The 16,613-nt window shown below is 58.6% G+C and carries 19 protein-coding genes; 14 read left to right on the top strand and 5 right to left on the bottom strand.

Annotated elements, in window-relative coordinates; genetic code table 11:
• Positions 1-51 precede the first annotated feature (51 nt).
• Positions 52-303, bottom strand: a complete 252-nt coding sequence (locus tag ENGE1_RS16175; RefSeq protein ID WP_043083859.1) for a DUF1161 domain-containing protein — start codon at positions 301-303, stop codon at positions 52-54.
• A gap of 104 nt (positions 304-407) precedes the next feature.
• Between ENGE1_RS16175 and ENGE1_RS16170 the strand changes: the two genes are divergently transcribed.
• Positions 408-1,118 carry a YnfC family lipoprotein gene (locus ENGE1_RS16170; protein ID WP_048254287.1) on the top strand — a complete coding sequence of 237 codons (711 nt, stop codon included), beginning with the start codon at positions 408-410 and terminating at the stop codon, positions 1,116-1,118.
• Here the strand turns inward: ENGE1_RS16170 and speG are convergent.
• From speG to ENGE1_RS16155, 3 genes are all read right to left on the bottom strand, one after another.
• Positions 1,112-1,672, bottom strand: coding sequence for a spermidine N1-acetyltransferase (speG, locus tag ENGE1_RS16165; RefSeq protein WP_043083862.1), 561 nt, complete (start codon positions 1,670-1,672; stop codon positions 1,112-1,114). The genes ENGE1_RS16170 and speG overlap by 7 nt on opposite strands.
• Positions 1,673-1,725: 53 nt before the next feature.
• A complete protein-coding gene (locus tag ENGE1_RS16160) occupies positions 1,726-2,067 on the bottom strand; it encodes a DUF1283 family protein (RefSeq protein WP_043083864.1) in 342 nt (113 codons plus the stop codon).
• Between the two features lie 118 nt (positions 2,068-2,185).
• Complete coding sequence (locus tag ENGE1_RS16155; RefSeq protein ID WP_048254289.1) at positions 2,186-2,395, bottom strand: hypothetical protein; 210 nt, start codon at positions 2,393-2,395, stop codon at positions 2,186-2,188.
• A 97-nt stretch (positions 2,396-2,492) separates the two neighbouring features.
• On the opposite strand from ENGE1_RS16155, the gene ENGE1_RS16150 reads away from it, so the two are divergent.
• From ENGE1_RS16150 to ENGE1_RS16125, 7 genes are all read left to right on the top strand, one after another.
• Positions 2,493-2,819, top strand: coding sequence for a YnfA family protein (locus tag ENGE1_RS16150; RefSeq protein ID WP_043083867.1), 327 nt, complete (start codon positions 2,493-2,495; stop codon positions 2,817-2,819).
• 119 nt (positions 2,820-2,938) lie between these two features.
• The gene (locus ENGE1_RS16145; RefSeq protein WP_045288499.1) at positions 2,939-4,222 is read left to right on the top strand and encodes an MFS transporter; all 1,284 of its coding nucleotides are present in this window, start codon (positions 2,939-2,941) and stop codon (positions 4,220-4,222) included.
• Positions 4,223-4,394: 172 nt separating this feature from the next.
• Positions 4,395-5,414, top strand: a complete 1,020-nt coding sequence (locus ENGE1_RS16140) for a Zn-dependent oxidoreductase (protein WP_048254290.1) — start codon at positions 4,395-4,397, stop codon at positions 5,412-5,414.
• Positions 5,415-5,450: 36 nt separating this feature from the next.
• Positions 5,451-6,830, top strand: a complete 1,380-nt coding sequence (locus ENGE1_RS16135; RefSeq protein ID WP_048254292.1) for an MFS transporter — start codon at positions 5,451-5,453, stop codon at positions 6,828-6,830.
• A gap of 151 nt (positions 6,831-6,981) precedes the next feature.
• Positions 6,982-8,445, top strand: coding sequence for a mannitol dehydrogenase family protein (locus tag ENGE1_RS16130; protein ID WP_048254293.1), 1,464 nt, complete (start codon positions 6,982-6,984; stop codon positions 8,443-8,445).
• A 711-nt stretch (positions 8,446-9,156) separates the two neighbouring features.
• The gene (locus ENGE1_RS27075; protein ID WP_072065308.1) at positions 9,157-10,080 is read left to right on the top strand and encodes a peptidoglycan-binding protein; all 924 of its coding nucleotides are present in this window, start codon (positions 9,157-9,159) and stop codon (positions 10,078-10,080) included.
• Positions 10,077-10,538, top strand: coding sequence for a lysozyme inhibitor LprI family protein (locus ENGE1_RS16125; protein ID WP_043083880.1), 462 nt, complete (start codon positions 10,077-10,079; stop codon positions 10,536-10,538). The genes ENGE1_RS27075 and ENGE1_RS16125 overlap by 4 nt, the downstream gene beginning before the upstream one ends.
• 79 nt (positions 10,539-10,617) lie before the next feature.
• On the opposite strand, the gene ENGE1_RS16120 is transcribed toward ENGE1_RS16125, so the two are convergent.
• The gene (locus ENGE1_RS16120; RefSeq protein ID WP_048254295.1) at positions 10,618-11,031 is read right to left on the bottom strand and encodes an FAD-dependent monooxygenase; all 414 of its coding nucleotides are present in this window, start codon (positions 11,029-11,031) and stop codon (positions 10,618-10,620) included.
• Between the two features lie 190 nt (positions 11,032-11,221).
• Between ENGE1_RS16120 and ENGE1_RS16115 the strand changes: the two genes are divergently transcribed.
• From ENGE1_RS16115 to ENGE1_RS16090, 6 genes are all read left to right on the top strand, one after another.
• A complete protein-coding gene (locus ENGE1_RS16115; protein ID WP_045288492.1) occupies positions 11,222-12,121 on the top strand; it encodes a LysR family transcriptional regulator in 900 nt (299 codons plus the stop codon).
• A gap of 112 nt (positions 12,122-12,233) precedes the next feature.
• Positions 12,234-13,391: an alpha/beta hydrolase family protein gene (locus ENGE1_RS16110; RefSeq protein ID WP_048254297.1), complete on the top strand. Its 1,158-nt coding sequence runs from the start codon at positions 12,234-12,236 to the stop codon at positions 13,389-13,391.
• A 23-nt stretch (positions 13,392-13,414) separates the two neighbouring features.
• The gene (locus ENGE1_RS16105; RefSeq protein WP_048254299.1) at positions 13,415-14,335 is read left to right on the top strand and encodes a VOC family protein; all 921 of its coding nucleotides are present in this window, start codon (positions 13,415-13,417) and stop codon (positions 14,333-14,335) included.
• Positions 14,335-14,706, top strand: coding sequence for a Rieske (2Fe-2S) protein (locus ENGE1_RS16100; protein WP_048254300.1), 372 nt, complete (start codon positions 14,335-14,337; stop codon positions 14,704-14,706). Before ENGE1_RS16105 ends, ENGE1_RS16100 begins: the two co-directional genes overlap by 1 nt.
• Positions 14,684-15,667, top strand: a complete 984-nt coding sequence (locus ENGE1_RS16095) for a fumarylacetoacetate hydrolase family protein (RefSeq protein WP_043083889.1) — start codon at positions 14,684-14,686, stop codon at positions 15,665-15,667. The genes ENGE1_RS16100 and ENGE1_RS16095 overlap by 23 nt, the downstream gene beginning before the upstream one ends.
• Positions 15,668-15,680: 13 nt before the next feature.
• Positions 15,681-16,472, top strand: coding sequence for a cyclase family protein (locus ENGE1_RS16090; protein ID WP_043083891.1), 792 nt, complete (start codon positions 15,681-15,683; stop codon positions 16,470-16,472).
• Positions 16,473-16,613: the final 141 nt, after the last annotated feature.

Raw genomic sequence — 16,613 nt, 5'->3', positions numbered from 1 at the left:
GGATATTATCTCCGGTCAAGCCGGAGAGGATATCCCGCGCTTAGGGCAGACTTATTGATCGTCGCTTCCGCGGACGTAGAGAATTTTATAGGTGTCGTTAGCGCAGTGGCCTACCACCTGGGCGCCCGCGCGGTCGGTCTGGTCGCCGGGGACGATATCCAGCGTAAACCCGGACTCCGGCAGGCCGTTATTGACAATCTTCTGCGAAATCTGATCCTTCACCCGCTCACAGGACTCCGGGGCGGCAAGGGCCGGTACGGCGATCGCGATCGGCAGGGCAAACAGCCACGGCATCTTGTTCATAAGCGTCTCCTTAGCATCCATTGACAGTAAAAAGCATAACAGAATTAGAATAACCCACTGAGTTTGCCCTATGATTGAGAAAAATCTTTATTGAAGGGATGAGGATGAAGAGCCTGTTTTGCCTGCTGCCGGCAGCGCTGCTGCTGAGCGCCTGCGACGATAATAGCCGACCGGTCGCCTATACGCCTGAAATGGCCAGCTTCTCGAACGAGTTCGATTTCGACCCGCTGCGCGGGCCGGTGAAGGACTTCAGCCAGACGCTGATCAACGAAAAGGGCGAAGTGACTAAGCGGGTCAGCGCCCGCCTCTCGGAAGAGGGCTGCTTCGACCTGCTCGATCTGCACGACGTGGAGAACAACACCGGGGCCACGCTGCTGCTCGACGCCAACTACTATATCGACGCCAACAGCCAGGAGAAGCGCATCCTGCTGCAGGGCAAGTGCCAGCTGGCGGGGATTGAGAGCATCGGCCTGAAGTGGGAAACCAACGACGGCGGCTTTATCGTCGCGGCGCGCGGCAAAGCGCTGCAGATAGACTACCGCTACGACGCCGAAGGCTATCCGCTGGGCAAAACGTCGGTGGCCGGGGGCGATAAGCTTGAGGTTTACTCGACGCCGTCAAAGGATGCCCGCAAAAAGCTGGACTACGTAGGGACCACCTCCCTTAACGGCAAGGTGGTCGGCAAGGTGACCCAGGCCTGCGACTATGACCGTCACGATAACCCGGTCAGCTGCGAGCTGCAGGTCGAGGACGACAGCGTTACGCCGGCGCTGAGCCAGCGCTACACCATTAAAAACAACATCGACTACTACTGAGCCGTCGGCTTCAGCAGCGTGTGGCCGCCGGTCTTGTGCTGTTCCAGATACTGGTGCTGGAACAGGCACATGCGGATGGTGTTGCGGTACTCGCCGTTGATAAAGAACTCGTGGATAAGCTCGCCCTCGACCTGAAAGCCGAGTTTGCGGTAGATGTGCATCGCCTTGACGTTCTCTTTATCGACGATCAGATAGAGTTTATAGAGGTTGAGTACCGTAAAGCCGTAGTCCATCGCCAGCAGCGCGGCCCGGGTGGCCAGGCCTTTGCCCTGATACTCCGGGGAGATGATAATCTGGAACTCCGCCCGGCGGTGGACGTGGTTGATTTCGACCAGCTCCACCAGCCCGGCGCTGCCGCCGTCGCACTCGATAACGAAGCGGCGTTCGCTCTGATCGTGAATGTGCTTATCGTAGAGATCGGAAAGTTCGACGAAGGCCTCGTAGGGCTCCTCAAACCAGTAGCGCATTACGCTGGCGTTATTGTCGAGCTGGTGAACGAAGCGCAGATCCTCGCGCTCAAGCGGGCGCAGCCTGACGGTATAAGCGTCTGCCATGTTATGTCCTGTTTTTTATAAAAGCAGGGCGCCGGTTGGCGCCCCGAGGTGTTTTACGGGATCAGCGGCCTGCCGGTGCGGCGGTCGAGGCAGCGCAGGGTGTTCGGTTCCCAGTAGGCGTTCATATTGGCGCTCTTGTCGCATTTATCGCGGGTATCAAAGGCGGTATCGGCCTTGTCCCACTCTTTTTCGACGCGAGTATTCACCTTATTACGAAGCGAACGGGTGTCGTTCCACTGTTCCTTATCCATTGCAGCATTTTGCCTGCTCTGCGCGCTGTCGCCGGACTCGATAACCAGCCGGTCGGACTGGGCGGATGCGCCCGCAGTGTATACGGCAGCACCCAGCACCAGCATTGCCGTCAGGCAGACGCGTTTGCTCAGGGTTACTTTCATAGCTGTTTCCTTTTGGGTAGTTAATACGGTAGACCCGGCTGAGAAGTCTACTACAACTCTCTCAGCGGGAGTACCCGGCGCCGGTATTATTGCCCGGCGGCCCTCAACGCGGCGTAAATCAGGCGCTAAACGACGTCTTGTAGAGGCGGACGGCCTCGTTGATGTCCTGGGTTTTGACGAAATGCACCCATTCGCCGTTGTTCAGCACGTCGTAGCCTTCGCGGTTATAGCGAAAAATCAGGGTCGCGCCGCGAAAGCGAACCACTCTTTCCCTGACGCCGATTCCCTGGCGCCTGAGTACGACCTGCGCCATTCTGTCGATGCTCATTGTTTGCGCTCCAGTCAGTGGTAAACAACGATAGTCCCACAGATAAGATTAATTTATCCTGAGACACTTGCCCGTTCTTAACCTTAATTGTTATCCGATGCTGAAAATGAGTGCGTTATTCTTTGCCACCGCCCTGTGCGAGATTATCGGCTGCTATTTGCCCTGGCTGTGGCTCAAGCGCGGCGCGTCCGCCTGGCTGCTGATCCCCGCCGCCGCGGCGCTGATGCTGTTTGTCTGGCTGCTCACCCTGCACCCCGCCGCCAGCGGCAGGGTCTATGCCGCCTACGGCGGCGTCTATGTCTGCACCGCGCTGCTGTGGCTGCGCGTGGTCGACGGCGAACGGCTGACGGTTTATGACTGGGGCGGGGCTGCGGTGGCGCTGTGCGGGATGCTGATCATCGCCGCCGGCTGGGGGCGCGCCTGAACCGTAATGTTATAAAAGTGTGATCGCTGATGCTATTCTCGTAGCGCGCTCTTGTATGGTAGTACTCCAGTTTTATAGTGAAGTGACACATCCATCACATCCTGACTCTGGAGTCTTTTATGGCAACTGACGCAATCGCGGACGCGCCTCTGCACAAATCGGCGCGCATCCGCAGGGTGCAGACGATCACCCTGACGCTGCTGTTTATCGCCGGGATCGTCAACTTTCTCGACCGCTCTTCGTTAAGCGTCGCCGGCGAAGCCATTCGCGGCGAACTGGGGCTCTCGGCGACGGAATTTGGCGTCCTGCTGTCGGCGTTCTCCCTCTCTTACGGCCTTTCTCAGCTGCCCGCCGGGATCCTGCTCGACCGCTTCGGGCCGCGCGTTGTGCTCGGGGCGGGACTGATCTTCTGGTCGGCGATGCAGGCCCTGACCGGGGTGGTGAACTCCTTCAGCCACTTTATCTGGCTGCGCATCGGCCTTGGGATCGGCGAGGCGCCGTTTATGCCCGCCGGGGTGAAGTCGATCAACGACTGGTACGCCGAAAAAGCGCGCGGCACGGCGCTGGGCGTTTTTAACTCCTCGACGGTCATCGGCCAGGCCATTGCGCCGCCGGCGCTGGTGGTGATGCAGCTGGCGTGGGGCTGGCGCACCATGTTTGTGGTCATCGGCCTGGCGGGTATCGTAGTGGGCCTGTGCTGGTTTGCCTGGTACCGGAACCGGGCGCAGTTTGCCCTCAGCGATGATGAGCAGCGCTATCTCTCGGCGCCGAAAACGGCTCGCCCCCGGCTCGCCTTCGGCGAATGGCTGGCGCTGTTTAAGCAGCGCACCACCTGGGGCATGATCCTCGGTTTCTCCGGCGTGAACTACACCGGCTGGCTCTATATCGCCTGGCTTCCCGGCTATCTGCAGGCGCAGCAGGGCTTCAGCCTCGCCAAAACCGGCTGGGTTGCGGCGATCCCGTTTCTGGCGGCGGCGGTGGGCATGTGGGTCAACGGCGCGCTGGTTGATGCCCTGGCGCGCAGGGGCTACGACCTGGCGAAGACCCGCAAAGCGGCCATTGTCGCCGGTCTGATGCTCTCCGCGCTGGGCACCCTGCTGGTGGTGCAGTCCACCACGCCGGTGCAGGCGGTGGCCTTTATTTCGATGGCGCTGTTCTGCGTCCACTTTGCCGGCACCTCCGCCTGGGGGCTGGTACAGGTGATGGTCTCCGAAGGCAAGGTCGCGTCGGTGGCGGCGATCCAGAACTTCGGCAGCTTCGTGTTTGCCTCCTTCGCGCCCATCGTCACCGGCTGGGTAGTGGACACCACCGGCTCCTTTAACCTCGCCCTGACCATCGCGGCGGCGGTAACCTTTACCGGCGCGCTCTGCTATCTGTTTATTGTTAAGTCGCGGATCGCGTAAACTCCCTGGCCGGGCGCGCTGCGCCCGGCTGAATCCATCCCCGTGAAACTTTACCCGCCCTGTTAACTATTTTTGTGATCTGTTAAGACTTTCCGCCTTCATATACTTGTATGGTAGATGGCGTGACGCTAAAGTCCCCGCATCAATAACGTGATGTAAGGATAACGGCGTCATGAAAAGCATTGTTATACAGCAGCCCAATCAGCTGGTCATTGAAGAGCGGCCGCTTCCGGCGCCCGCGAAGGGTGAGGTGCGGGTGAAGGTCAGGCTGGCGGGGATCTGCGGTTCCGACAGCCACATCTACCGCGGACACAACCCTTTCGCCAGATACCCGCGAGTCATCGGCCATGAGTTTTTCGGCGTCATTGACGCCGTGGGCGAGGGCGTCAGCCCGGAGCGGATTGGCCAGCGGGTCAGCGTCGATCCGGTGATCAGCTGCGGCCACTGCTATCCGTGCTCCATCGGCCGGCCCAATGTCTGCACCTCGCTTGTGGTGCTCGGCGTCCACCGCGACGGCGGGTTCAGCGAATACGCCACCGCGCCGGAAGCTAACGCCTGGCCGATCCCCGACAGCATCGAAGACCGCCACGCGGTGATGGTCGAACCCTTCACCATCGCCGCCAACGTTACCGGGCACCTGCAACCCACCGCCGACGATATCGCGCTGATCTACGGCTCGGGGCCGATGGGCCTGGTGACCGTCCAGGCACTGAAGGGCGTTTACGGCGTGAAGCAGGTCATTGTGGTGGACCGCATCAATGAGCGGCTGGCGATGGCCGAGCGCTGCGGGGCCGACCTGGCCTTTAACAATGCCGATACGCCGGTTCAGGCGCTCCTTGACGAGAAGGGCATTCGCCCGACGCTTATCGTCGATGCCGCCTGCCACCCGTCGATTCTGCAGGAGGCGGTCAGCGTTGCTTCGCCCGCGGGGCGCATTCTGCTGATGGGCTTCTCCAGCGAACCGTCGCAGGTAGTGCAGCAGGGCATTACCGGCAAAGAGCTGACCCTCTACTCTTCGCGCCTCAACGCCCGCAAGTTCCCCGTGGTGATCGACTGGCTGGAGAGGGGGCTTATCGACCCCGACAAGCTGGTGACCCATACCTTCGACTATCGGCGGGTTGAAGAAGCCATAACCCTGTTTGAGAAAGACCAGAAGCAGTGCTGCAAGGTGCTGCTGACGTTTGAAAAATAACAATACGCCTCTTACCTACAGAGAAAGGATATGGATATGACGCAACAACAACCCGAGCGCAGCACCAAGGATTTGGTGCGTGCTGCGGTGTCCGGCTGGCTGGGTACTGCCCTTGAGTTCATGGATTTTCAGCTCTACTCCCTCGGCGCGGCGCTGGTGTTTCACGAAATCTTCTTCCCGGAGCAGTCGGCGGCGATGGCGCTGATCCTGGCGATGGGCACCTACGGCGCGGGCTATATCGCGCGCATCGTCGGGGCCTGGTTCTTCGGCAAGATGGGCGACAGCATCGGCCGCAAGCGGGTGCTGTTTATCACCATCACCATGATGGGCATCTGCACCACGCTTATCGGCGTTCTGCCGACCTACGCGCAGATCGGCATCTTTGCGCCGGTGCTGCTGGTCACCCTGCGCATCGTGCAGGGCCTGGGCGCCGGGGCGGAGATCTCCGGCGCGGGCACCATGCTCGCCGAGTACGCCCCGAAAGGTAAACGCGGCATTATTTCGTCACTGGTGGCGATGGGCACCAACTGCGGCACCCTGAGCGCCACCGCTATCTGGGCAATCATGTTCTTCGCCCTCGACCGCGAATCGCTGATCGCCTGGGGCTGGCGCGTGCCGTTCCTCGCCAGCGTCGTGGTGATGCTCTTCGCCATCTGGCTGCGTATGAACCTCAAGGAGAGCCCGGTCTTTGAGAAAGTGAGCGATAAAGAAGAGGGCGCGGCGGCGGCCGCTATGGCAGAAGAGAACTCACTGGGGGCGATGTTCCGCAGCAAATCCTTCTGGCTGGCCACCGGCCTGCGCTTCGGCCAGGCGGGCAACTCGGGGCTGATCCAGACCTTCCTCGCCGGCTACCTGGTGCAGACGCTGCTGTTCGACAAGGCGATCCCGACCGATGCGCTGATGATAAGCTCCATTCTCGGCTTCCTGACCATTCCGCTGCTCGGCTGGCTGTCGGATAAATATGGCCGCCGCCTGCCGTACATCATTATCAGCATTTCGGCAGCCCTGCTGGCCTGGCCGATGCTGTCGCTGATCGTTGATACCGGCTACAGCGTCGGCACCATCATGGCGTCGATCATCATTATCCACAACGTCGGCGTACTGGGCCTGTTTGCGCTGGAAAACATCACCATGGCGGAGATGTTCGGCTCCCGCAACCGCTTCACCCGCATGGCCATCTCGAAAGAGATGGGCGGTCTGATTGCCGTCGGCTTCGGCCCGGTGCTGGCGGGGATCTTCTGCAACATGACCGACAGCTGGTGGCCGATTGCCGCCATGATGATCGCCTACTCGCTAATTGGCCTGATCTCCGCTATCGCCATGCCGGAAGTGTGCGACCGCGATCTGAGCCTGCCGCAGGACGCCGCGGAACCGCAGACGGCGGCCGAAAGCCGCCGCGCCGCGCAGTACAGCTAACCTGCCTGAATGTGTGACACCGGAAGGGTGTCACACAACTTTCAATTCATGTCATACCAATCAGCCAAAAATTAACATACATCAATATCTCTGCCCGCCCGGCGAGTATTCTTGTATGGCAATGAATGTCCCCTTTAGCGAGTCCAATAAAATGCAAAACACGCTGTTAACGGCTAAGGCCACTCTTCCGAACTACGACCGCACTAAACTCCAGTCCCGCATCGTACACCTCGGGTTTGGCGCATTCCACCGCGCCCACCAGGCGGTATTCACCGATATTCTGGCCGCTGAGCACGGCAGCGACTGGGGCTATACCGAAGTTAACCTGATCGGCGGCGAACAGCAGATCGCCGATCTTAAGCAGCAGGACAACCTCTATACCGTCGCTGAAATGTCCGCCGACGCGTGGATCGCCCGCGTGGTTGGCGTCGTCACCGACGCGCTGCACGCCCAGGTTGACGGCCTGGAGGCCGTGCTGGCGAAAATGTGCGAACCGCAGGTGGCCATTGTTTCCCTGACCATCACCGAAAAAGGCTACTGCCACGAACCGGCCACCGGCAGGCTGAACATGGCGCACCCGATGATCGTTGCCGATCTGCAGAACCCGCATCAGCCCACCTCTGCCGTTGGCGTTATCGTTGAAGCCCTGGCCCGCCGTAAGGCCGCAGGGCTGCCGGCATTTACCGTGATGTCCTGCGACAACATGCCGGAAAACGGCCACGTGATGCGCAACGTCGTCACCGCTTACGCCACCGCGCTCGACGCCGAACTGGCGGCGTGGATCGCCGACAACGTCACCTTCCCGTCAACCATGGTTGACCGCATCGTCCCGGCGGTTACCGCCGAGACGCTCGACAAAATTGAATCCATCACCGGCGTGCGCGACCCGGCGGGCGTTGCCTGCGAACCGTTCCGCCAGTGGGTTATCGAAGACAGCTTCGTCGCCGGCCGCCCCGCGTGGGAAAAAGCGGGCGCCGAGCTGGTGGCCGACGTCATCCCGTTCGAAGAGATGAAGCTGCGTATGCTCAACGGCAGCCACTCCTTCCTTGCCTACCTCGGCTATCTGGCGGGCTACCCGCACATCAACGACTGCATGGCTGACGACAACTACCGCCGCGCCGCCCGCGCGCTGATGCTCAACGAGCAGGCGCCGACCCTGAAGGTAAAGGGCGTCGATCTCGCCCGCTACGCCGACCTGCTGATCGACCGCTACAGCAATCCGGCTCTGCGCCACCGCACCTGGCAGATCGCCATGGACGGCAGCCAGAAGCTGCCGCAGCGGATGCTCGATTCCGTGCGCTGGCACCTGGCCCACGGCAGCGACTTCCCGCTGCTGGCCCTCGGCGTTGCCGGCTGGATGCGCTACGTTGACGGCGTCGACGAGCAGGGCAAGGCAATTGAAATCGCCGACCCGCTGCTGAGCACCATCCAGGCGGCAGTGCAGGGCAGCGAGCAGGGCGACGCCCGCGTGAAGGCGCTGCTGGGCATTGAGGCGATTTTTGGCAAGGAACTGCCGCAGGATGCGCGCTTTGTTGAGCGGGTGACTGAGGCTTACCGCGCGCTGCTGGAGAAAGGGGCCAAGGCGGCCGTGGCGGAGGCGGCGGCGAAGCTTTGATTAAGGGCGTGCCGCTTCATTAGGGGCGGCGTTGCCCTTTTGCCGGGCGGCGCTTCGCTTGCACCGGCCTACAAATACCCGTTTTTAAACGTATTGCAGCCTTCATGTCGGCCCGGCAAGCGCAGCGCCGCCGGGCATTTTGGCTGAGATTAGCGCTTTTGCCACCTATTAAACACCTATCTGCTTTCTGTCGTGTCACTTACAGGCCATAAAAGTATTTGCCTGGCAGTGACGATGAGCATCATCCCACCGAGTACCCATAAAATGACGGAACTGCGTCGCCGTCAGCGAACACCAGATCTTTTTGCATAGACTCCACGTATATATCAGTAATGCGATATTTGCAGTTACGCCCAAGCCCAGTGCGTCCAGAATCTCAGGATTCGTGCAATTTTACATCATGCTAATTTCCGCGTTAACCACAGCAATGCAGATGGAACATCCTTGATGTGAGTGATAAATAAAGAAGTATTAAGAATATTCTAATGGCGGTGGTTGCATTAGGGGGAGGATGATCAGGAACGTGTAGCCGAACTTCTACCAATGATCCGAACCCGCATTTTCATAACGATAAGTGCTTCATGCTAAACTTCTGATTACACGATCGGGAGTTTTCTTGGTAGCGGGGCTGATCTATTTTAGTTGTCCGCTTAAAGAAAAAATGACAAAATTATGACATTGAAGTTGGAAAAATAAGGAAATAGAGGATATATGCCACATCATAATCCACGGATATACAGAATAAAAGGGTCAGTAGGAAATTGTGGCTCCAACAACCCTGATGACGTTAAAACAATACAGAAAATGATAAACGGCGCTGGATATCAGATTTCTACTGGTAGAACTGTGGCGGTTAATGGCGTGTGTAATCCGGAAACCGAACAGGCTATTATCTGGTATCAACGCCTGCTGATACTCTCTCCAACCGGGATTGTTCATCCAGTCGATAGCGCATTTATGGATGCCCTGGAAAATGCATATACTCCCCACTGGAGACCAAAGCATACTTCAGGCTCTCTCCGTGTAAGGGAGGGGCAGGTAACTTTTGATTCTGAAGGTATTGATTATATCACTGCAGTAGAACCTTTCAGGCAGCAAAGCTATCCGAGCTTTTCACGGATACTGCATTGGCCACCTAAATTTTCATCCGGCGTCACCCTGGGGCGTGGATACGATATGGGAAATCGCAGTGCGGGCGAAATATATGCAACACTCCGATTGGCAGGTATTGAAGAGTATAAAGCAGTTCTATGCTCAAAGGCATCGCATCTTAAAGGTTGTCAAGCCGGGCAGTTTGTGAAAGTTTATGGGCCTCTTGTTGGTGAAATTACGCACGATCAACAAATAAGGCTTTTTGAAATTGTATACAGAGAAAAGCTTGATTACGCGAAAGGTGTATACTCACGAAATTCACGTCGTATTCACGAACCACTTACATGGTCTAAACTGGATAAAGTAATACGAGATGTTTTTGTCGATACAATTTATCAAGGAAACAGGACAGCGCCAGAGATGGTAAAAATAATGGCGAGTGGTGGGAGTAAAAATAAAATTATTGATTATCTGAAAAATGATCCTATTTTAAGTGCCGACAGCCGCAGAAATGATATTAGGATAAGGAGTTTAAGCAAATGAGTAAACTTTTTGCACAAATCGTATTTTTTTTAGCTTGTCCTGCAATAGTTATCAATGCCTATGCAGATTCAATATCGAACAGTATCGTTAGAAATAAAGATATTGAACTATGCGTCAAAAAAAATGGGAGTATTGATAGTGAATGTTTAAGTTCAGTGAGCAAGAAAACTGAAAATGAGTTAAACCAGGAGTATCAAAATAAATTGAAGGAAATATCGAGTTACGATTACAGTCAGTGGTGGATGGGGCAAAAAAAACAACGCGAAGAAATGAAGGAGTCATTTATTCGTAGCCAAACACTATGGGACAAGTATCGTGAGGAATACTGTAAGTCGGCCAGCACAGGAGGGGAAGGCGTTGATGGTTACAGTTTAATCGTGCTGAGCTGTCAGACCAATATGGCGATAAGACGTATTGAGGAAATTAAAATGGTTCATCCAGATCTTTCAGATGGCTAAATGCTTGCTGTAGAGGCTTCATAGATTCTCGTTTATATCATTATTAAGTTAATTACGCCGCCGCTTTACCGGCGCATGGCTAGCACCGGACCAGCAACGAACTGCATAAATACTCCCCGGTGGTTATCCTCGCGCCCGCCTCAGCCGCCGCGGCGCAGAGGACGTTATGCAAAGCCAGACGCGAGATCCCCACATTGGCCGGAAACGCTTCCCCTGCCAGCCGCTGCCCGGAGAAAGATGCCAGCGGCTGTCCGTTCAGGGTGTACAGGGAGATTTGCTCAAACGCCCACGCGGCGCTGAGATAGCGCTCAAGTACGCCAAGACGCTGCATCTCGCGCACGACGTTGTTCTGCTGGATAATCCCCACCCCGTACACCTTCCACTCTGGCTCTATTTCGACCAGATCAACCGCCATCCCCGCTTTGCGCAGGGCGATGGCCGTACACAGCCCGCTAATGCCGCAGCCGACGATCAGAACCTTATTTATTTTCATCGCGTTTTCACCTTCAGCCACAGAATGGGTAAGGGTAAGCAGCCCGGCCCGGCGCTGACTAATCGTGATAAAGGATGATCTTCATCGCAAAATTCGATATCGCTTTTTTAAATAGTAAATAACTAGTTTCAAAAATGTTAAATAAATACACGCACTGAATGAGTTGATACCGATATCCGGTGGAGGAGTTATGCGTTACCAGCATCTGGATCTGAATTTATTAGTGGCGCTGGATGTCCTGCTGGATGAGCACAATATTACCCGCGCCGCCGGGCGCCTGCACATGACCCAATCGGCAACCAGCGGCGTGCTGAACCGGCTCAGAAACTACTTTGAGGACGATCTCCTGACCCAGGTCGGGCGAAAAATGATGCCGACGCCGCTGGCAAGAGAGCTTAAGGAGCCTGTCAGGGAGGTGCTGCTCAAAATCCAGACCTCAATTGCCCGGCGGCCTGTGGATGAGCCGGCCACCAGCAAGCGCCATTTTCGTATTATGGCTTCCGACTACGTGATTAACGTGGTGCTCAAAGACGCCCTGCAGATTGTTCATCAGCAGGCGCCGAATATGACCTTCGAGTTTCTCTCCCCCGACCGGCAGTCCACCGGCATGCTCAACCGCGGCGAGCTGGATATGATCGTGGCGCCGGAGCCGTTTATGGCCGAGGGGCATCCTGCCGATTTGCTGTTTGAAGAGCAGTTTGTCTGCATGGCGTGGGAGCAAAATGCGCGAATTGGCGATACCCTGACTCTGGATGACTGGCAGCGGCTTGGCCACGTAGCCGTGGTGTTTGGCCGCGAGCGGCAGCCGGGGCTGGAGGAGAGGCTGGTCGCCGAATCAGGGCTGTGTCGGCGGCTGGAAGTGGTTGCCTACAGCTACCACTCCCTGCCGCAGCTGCTGATTGGCACCGATCGGATAGCCACGCTGCACCGCCGGCTGGCGGAGCAGTACCGGGCGATGCTGCCGCTGAAAATCTATCCGATGCCGGTGGCGCTGCCCGCCATGCGTGAGTTTATCGGCTGGCACCGCAGCCTGGATAATGATGCGATTTTCAGCTGGCTCAAGGAGAAGATTGTCGCCAGCGCGGGCTAGCGCTGGCAGGTATTTCCCCCCTCAATACCTCACATCCTGAGACGTGATTGGTGGCCCGCAGGCGCTTATGTGACAGTGCGGGCTGTACGATTGAACGTTGAAGGATAACCCTATGTTTCGCTATTTCCCTAAAAACTATGTCTGGAACCTGTCGGTCGACCTGTCGATCGAGATGGGTGCCCGCATCGGTGAAATCGAAGAGATGTGCGCGCCGCTGCTTGCGGCCTCTGAGCATCCGGATGCCGACGGCACGCGTGCGTTTCGGGACAGCTGGTCAAAGATGGCCGATAAATTATGCCGCCTTGCGGCAGAAGATGAGGCCCGGGGGCGGCTGCTCTCCGCCGGTGAAAAATACCTGCGGGCGGCAAATTACTACCTCACCTGCGAACGTCTGCAGGCCCAGGGAGCCGAAGGGCGCAAAGCGCTCTACAAACGCTTTCTCGACGTTTTCGCCGCCGGACTACACCACTCCAGGGCCAACTGCCAGCGGGTCGAAATTCCCTACGGAGACAAAACACTCGCGGGGTTATATGTGCGCGCCGAAGGAGTCAGCGGCCCGGCGCCGCTGCTGCTGCAGGTAAACGGCCTCGACTCCACCAAAGAGATGAAATACCTCGTTGGCCTGCCGCAGTGGCTGGCTAAACGCGGTGTCTCATCGCTGGTGGTTGATCAGCCGGGTACCGGCGAAGCGCTGCGACTGCACAATATGAAGGCCCGTTTTGACAGCGAGCACTGGGCGTCGCGTATCGTTGACTGGCTTGAACAGCAGCCCGACGTGGATGCGAGCCGCATTGGTATGGAGGGCGTCTCCCTCGGGGGCTACTACTGCCCGCGCGCCGTGGCTTTCGAGCCGCGCTTTGCCTGCGGCGTGGTATGGGGCGCGAATCACGACTGGCGCGATGTCCAGAAGCGCCGCCTGGAGCGTGAAGGCGACTTCCCGGTGCCGCACTACTGGGACCACGTCCGCTGGGTATGGGGAGGGGAGGACATTCCTGCCTTTATGCGTATCGCGGAAGATGTCCATCTTGACGGCGTTCTTGACCGCATCCGGGTACCGTTTCTCGTTACTCACGGTGAAAAAGATTCGCAGATCCCGCTTAAGTGGGCGCACCGCACTTACGAGCAGCTGGTCAACAGCCCGCGCCGGGATCTGAAAATTTTTACCGACCTTGAAGGGGGCGTCCAGCACTCCAGCTTTGATAACTCCATTAACGCCGGCCAGTTCATCGCGGACTGGGTAGCGGAAACCCTCGGTGGCCGGGTGGCCTGAAGCGCAGCATAAGGTAGATAGTTATGAATATTCTTGGACCTGATTACCTGGTATTTGGCGTCGACGATCTCGCCGGCTGCCGGCAGTTCTTGACAGACTATGGTCTTATCGAAGGGGAGAACCACTTTTTCTCCGCCCTCGACGGTACCGGCGTGGTGCTGCGCGAGCGTGACGACCCGGCGCTTCCCCCGGCGCTGGCCAGCGGCAGCCAGCTGCGGGAGACGGTCTACGGCGTGGCGGATGCCGCAACGCTTGAGGCGATCGCCGAAGAGCTGAGCCGGGATCGCGAGGTGAAGCTCGGCAGCGACGGCGTGCTGCGCAGCGTAGACGATGCGGGCTTTGCCATCGGGTTTCGCGTCACTCAGCGGCAGCCTATCGCGCTGGACGGCGAGAAAATCAACGCGCCGGGCGATAAGCCGGGCCGCGGGGTTAACCAGACCGGTGCCAGCCCCGCCATGCCGGCGGCGCCCCGTACGCTGTCGCACGTGGTCTATTTTGTGCCGGATGCCGCGCGGGCAGAGGGATTTTACCAGCGTCTGGGTTTTGTCTGCACCGACCGCTTTACCCACGTCGGACCGTTTCTGCGCCCGGCGGGTACCCTCGATCACCACACGCTGTTTCTGATCCAGGCTCCGCCGTTTATGACCGGCATTGAGCATTTTACCTTCCATCTGGGCGGGCCGACGGAGCTGATGCTGGCCGGGACGCGCTTTCTGGAGAAAGGGTATCAGTCTTTCTGGGGGCCGGGCCGCCATCAGTTGGGCTCGAACTGGTTCTGGTATTTCAACAGTCCGCTGGGCTGCCACATTGAATATGATGCCGATATGGATCTGCATGATGACAGCTGGCAGCCGCGTGAGGCGATGCCCGGGGCCGATAACTCCCAGTACTTCCTGCTCGCCTCGCGCGAAAAATGGGCGCCGGGTCCGGACAACGCCCGCTGATGGGCCGCGTCGCAACGCGCCTCTGCCGGGCAGATAGCCTCGCAGAGGCGCAGGCGCAGGGCTTTGATCCTGAAGGGGCAGGGCAGGCAACGGTCATTGCCTTGCGCTATCGGGGAGATATTTATCTCTGGCGCAACCGCTGCCCGCACCTCGACACGCCGATGAACTGGCGGGAAAACGCTTTTCTTAACGCCCGCGGTGACCTGCTGGTCTGCTTCGCGCACGGGGCGCTGTTTGAGCCAGACAGCGGGCGCTGCATTCAGGGCGCCTGTCTGGGACAGCGGCTAACGCCGCTGAAGTGGGCGGTAGACGGTCAGGGATGGCTGATTTTACGGGAGAGCATAAACGATGAAATTGGCAACGTGGGATAACGGCGAGCGCGACGGCCGTCTGGTGGTGATCTCACAGGATTTACGGCAGATGGCCGATGCAGGCGATATCGCCCCCACTCTGCAGCAGGCGCTGGAACGGTCGGCGGAGACGTGGCCAGCCCTTGCGGCCCGCTATCAGGCCCTGAATGAGAACCGCTGCGCCAGCGCGCAGCCCTGCGATCTGCGGCAGCTTATGGCGCCGCTGCCGCGCGCGTGGCAGTGGCTGGATGGCTCCGCATTTCTCAGCCACAGCGCGCGTATGCAGCAGGCGTTCAGTTTACCGCCCATTGCCGGGATAGAGAGCATCCCGCTGATGTATCAGGGCTGCGGGGACGATTTTCTGGGCCCTTACGCAGAGATCCCCTACGGCACCGACGAGGACGGCCTCGATTTTGAAGGCGAGTTTGCGGTGATTGTCGATGAGGTGGAGCGGGGGTGTACTCCCCGGGACGCTCTGGCGCGGGTGCGGCTGATTGTGCAGCTTAACGACATCAGTATGCGGACGTATGCCCCCCGCGAGCTGCAAACGGGCTTTGGCTTCATTCATGCCAAACCCTCCTCCGCCTTTGCGCCGGTAGCGGTCACACCCGATGAGCTGGGCAGGGCGTGGATCGATGGGCGAGTGGATCTGCCCCTGCGGGTGTTGCGCAACGGCAGGCTGGTGGGGTGCCAGGAGGGGGGCGAAATGCATTTTAACTTTGGCGAGCTGATTGCCCACGCGGCGAAAACCCGGCGTTTGCGCGCCGGAACCGTGGTGGGATCGGGAACCGTCTCGGGTGAGAACGCCGCGCGCGGCGCCAGCTGTATTGCCGAGCTGAGGGCCATTGAAATGCTAGCCCACGGTCAGCCGCAGACGCCATTCTTACAGCCGGGGGAGCGGGTGGTGATGGAGGCCCGCACCCCGGATGACAAACCGCTTTTTGGCGCGCTGGACCAAACCGTTGCCGCGCCCGTCAGATAAACAGGAGTCACCGATGATGAACCTTTTAGCCGGACGCCGGCTGGTCGATCTGTCCGTCACGCTGGATAACAACCCCTACACGGATCCGCCGCCGCTGCTGCCGAAAATAGAGTATATGGATCACCAGCAGGGCTGGCCGGAAATGGCGGCGATGTTCCCCGGGCTGGAAAAGCACCAGATGCCCGGCGAAGAGGCATGGGCCTCTGAGCGGCTGACCGTAACGCCCCACAACGGCACCCATATGGATGCGCCGTGGCACTATAGCTCCACCACTAACGGCGGTGAGCCAGCCTTCGGCATCGATGAGCTGCCCCTGGAGTGGTGTCTGCGTCCCGGCGTGCGCCTCGACTTTCGCGACGCGCCGGATGGCGCCATTCTGCAGCCGGACGATCTCCGACGGGCGCTCGCGCGCATCGGCTATACCCTGTCGCCGCTGGATATCGTACTGATCAATACCGCCGCGGGGGCACGCTACGGCCAGCCGGACTACCTCCAGCGCGGCTGCGGTATCGGCAGAGAGGCGACGCTCTGGCTGCTGGAGCAGGGCGTGCGGGTCGTGGGCACCGATGCCTGGAGCTGGGATGCGCCGTTCAGCTACACCCGGGAGCGCTTTCTGGCCAGCGGTGATGCCGGGCTTATCTGGGAGGGGCATAAAGCCGGGCGCGATATTGCTTACGGGCAGATGGAAAAGCTCAGCAACCTCGACAAACTCCCCGACTCGGGCTTCTGGGTAAGCTGTTTTCCCTACAAGATCCAGCGAGGCTCTGCGGGGTTCATTCGCGCCGTGGCTATTGTCGAGGATTGATCCCGGACGGGGCGATATGCCCCATTTCATTGTTAAATGTATGTGAATTATTAGTATTAATTGTGATAAAAATCGCAGTCGCCGCTTCGGGCTTGCGGTAGTCTGAAACAGGATAAATAGCATCAATCGTTATCCGTCGAC

The organism is Pluralibacter gergoviae ATCC 33028 = NBRC 105706 (assembly GCF_001598855.1).
GTDB classification, from domain to species: domain Bacteria; phylum Pseudomonadota; class Gammaproteobacteria; order Enterobacterales; family Enterobacteriaceae; genus Pluralibacter; species Pluralibacter gergoviae.
Note: the sequence above shows the minus strand (reverse complement) of the source record. Positions and strands in the feature narration are given on the sequence as shown.

Bases quoted from the DNA above. Each gene is read 5' to 3' on its own strand.
- ENGE1_RS16175 (WP_043083859.1), bottom strand. From the start codon at position 303: ATGAACAAGATGCCGTGGCTGTTTGCCCTGCCGATCGCGATCGCCGTA.
- ENGE1_RS16125 (WP_043083880.1), top strand. From the start codon at position 10,077: ATGAGTAAACTTTTTGCACAAATCGTATTTTTTTTAGCTTGTCCTGCA.
- ENGE1_RS27075 (WP_072065308.1), top strand. From the start codon at position 9,157: ATGCCACATCATAATCCACGGATATACAGAATAAAAGGGTCAGTAGGA.
- ENGE1_RS16120 (WP_048254295.1), bottom strand. From the start codon at position 11,031: ATGAAAATAAATAAGGTTCTGATCGTCGGCTGCGGCATTAGCGGGCTG.
- ENGE1_RS16115 (WP_045288492.1), top strand. From the start codon at position 11,222: ATGCGTTACCAGCATCTGGATCTGAATTTATTAGTGGCGCTGGATGTC.
- ENGE1_RS16130 (WP_048254293.1), top strand. From the start codon at position 6,982: ATGCAAAACACGCTGTTAACGGCTAAGGCCACTCTTCCGAACTACGAC.
- ENGE1_RS16170 (WP_048254287.1), top strand. From the start codon at position 408: ATGAAGAGCCTGTTTTGCCTGCTGCCGGCAGCGCTGCTGCTGAGCGCC.
- ENGE1_RS16100 (WP_048254300.1), top strand. From the start codon at position 14,335: ATGGGCCGCGTCGCAACGCGCCTCTGCCGGGCAGATAGCCTCGCAGAG.
- ENGE1_RS16145 (WP_045288499.1), top strand. From the start codon at position 2,939: ATGGCAACTGACGCAATCGCGGACGCGCCTCTGCACAAATCGGCGCGC.
- ENGE1_RS16095 (WP_043083889.1), top strand. From the start codon at position 14,684: ATGAAATTGGCAACGTGGGATAACGGCGAGCGCGACGGCCGTCTGGTG.
- ENGE1_RS16090 (WP_043083891.1), top strand. From the start codon at position 15,681: ATGATGAACCTTTTAGCCGGACGCCGGCTGGTCGATCTGTCCGTCACG.
- ENGE1_RS16160 (WP_043083864.1), bottom strand. From the start codon at position 2,067: ATGAAAGTAACCCTGAGCAAACGCGTCTGCCTGACGGCAATGCTGGTG.
- ENGE1_RS16105 (WP_048254299.1), top strand. From the start codon at position 13,415: ATGAATATTCTTGGACCTGATTACCTGGTATTTGGCGTCGACGATCTC.
- ENGE1_RS16155 (WP_048254289.1), bottom strand. From the start codon at position 2,395: ATGAGCATCGACAGAATGGCGCAGGTCGTACTCAGGCGCCAGGGAATC.
- speG (WP_043083862.1), bottom strand. From the start codon at position 1,672: ATGGCAGACGCTTATACCGTCAGGCTGCGCCCGCTTGAGCGCGAGGAT.
- ENGE1_RS16140 (WP_048254290.1), top strand. From the start codon at position 4,395: ATGAAAAGCATTGTTATACAGCAGCCCAATCAGCTGGTCATTGAAGAG.
- ENGE1_RS16110 (WP_048254297.1), top strand. From the start codon at position 12,234: ATGTTTCGCTATTTCCCTAAAAACTATGTCTGGAACCTGTCGGTCGAC.
- ENGE1_RS16135 (WP_048254292.1), top strand. From the start codon at position 5,451: ATGACGCAACAACAACCCGAGCGCAGCACCAAGGATTTGGTGCGTGCT.
- ENGE1_RS16150 (WP_043083867.1), top strand. From the start codon at position 2,493: ATGCTGAAAATGAGTGCGTTATTCTTTGCCACCGCCCTGTGCGAGATT.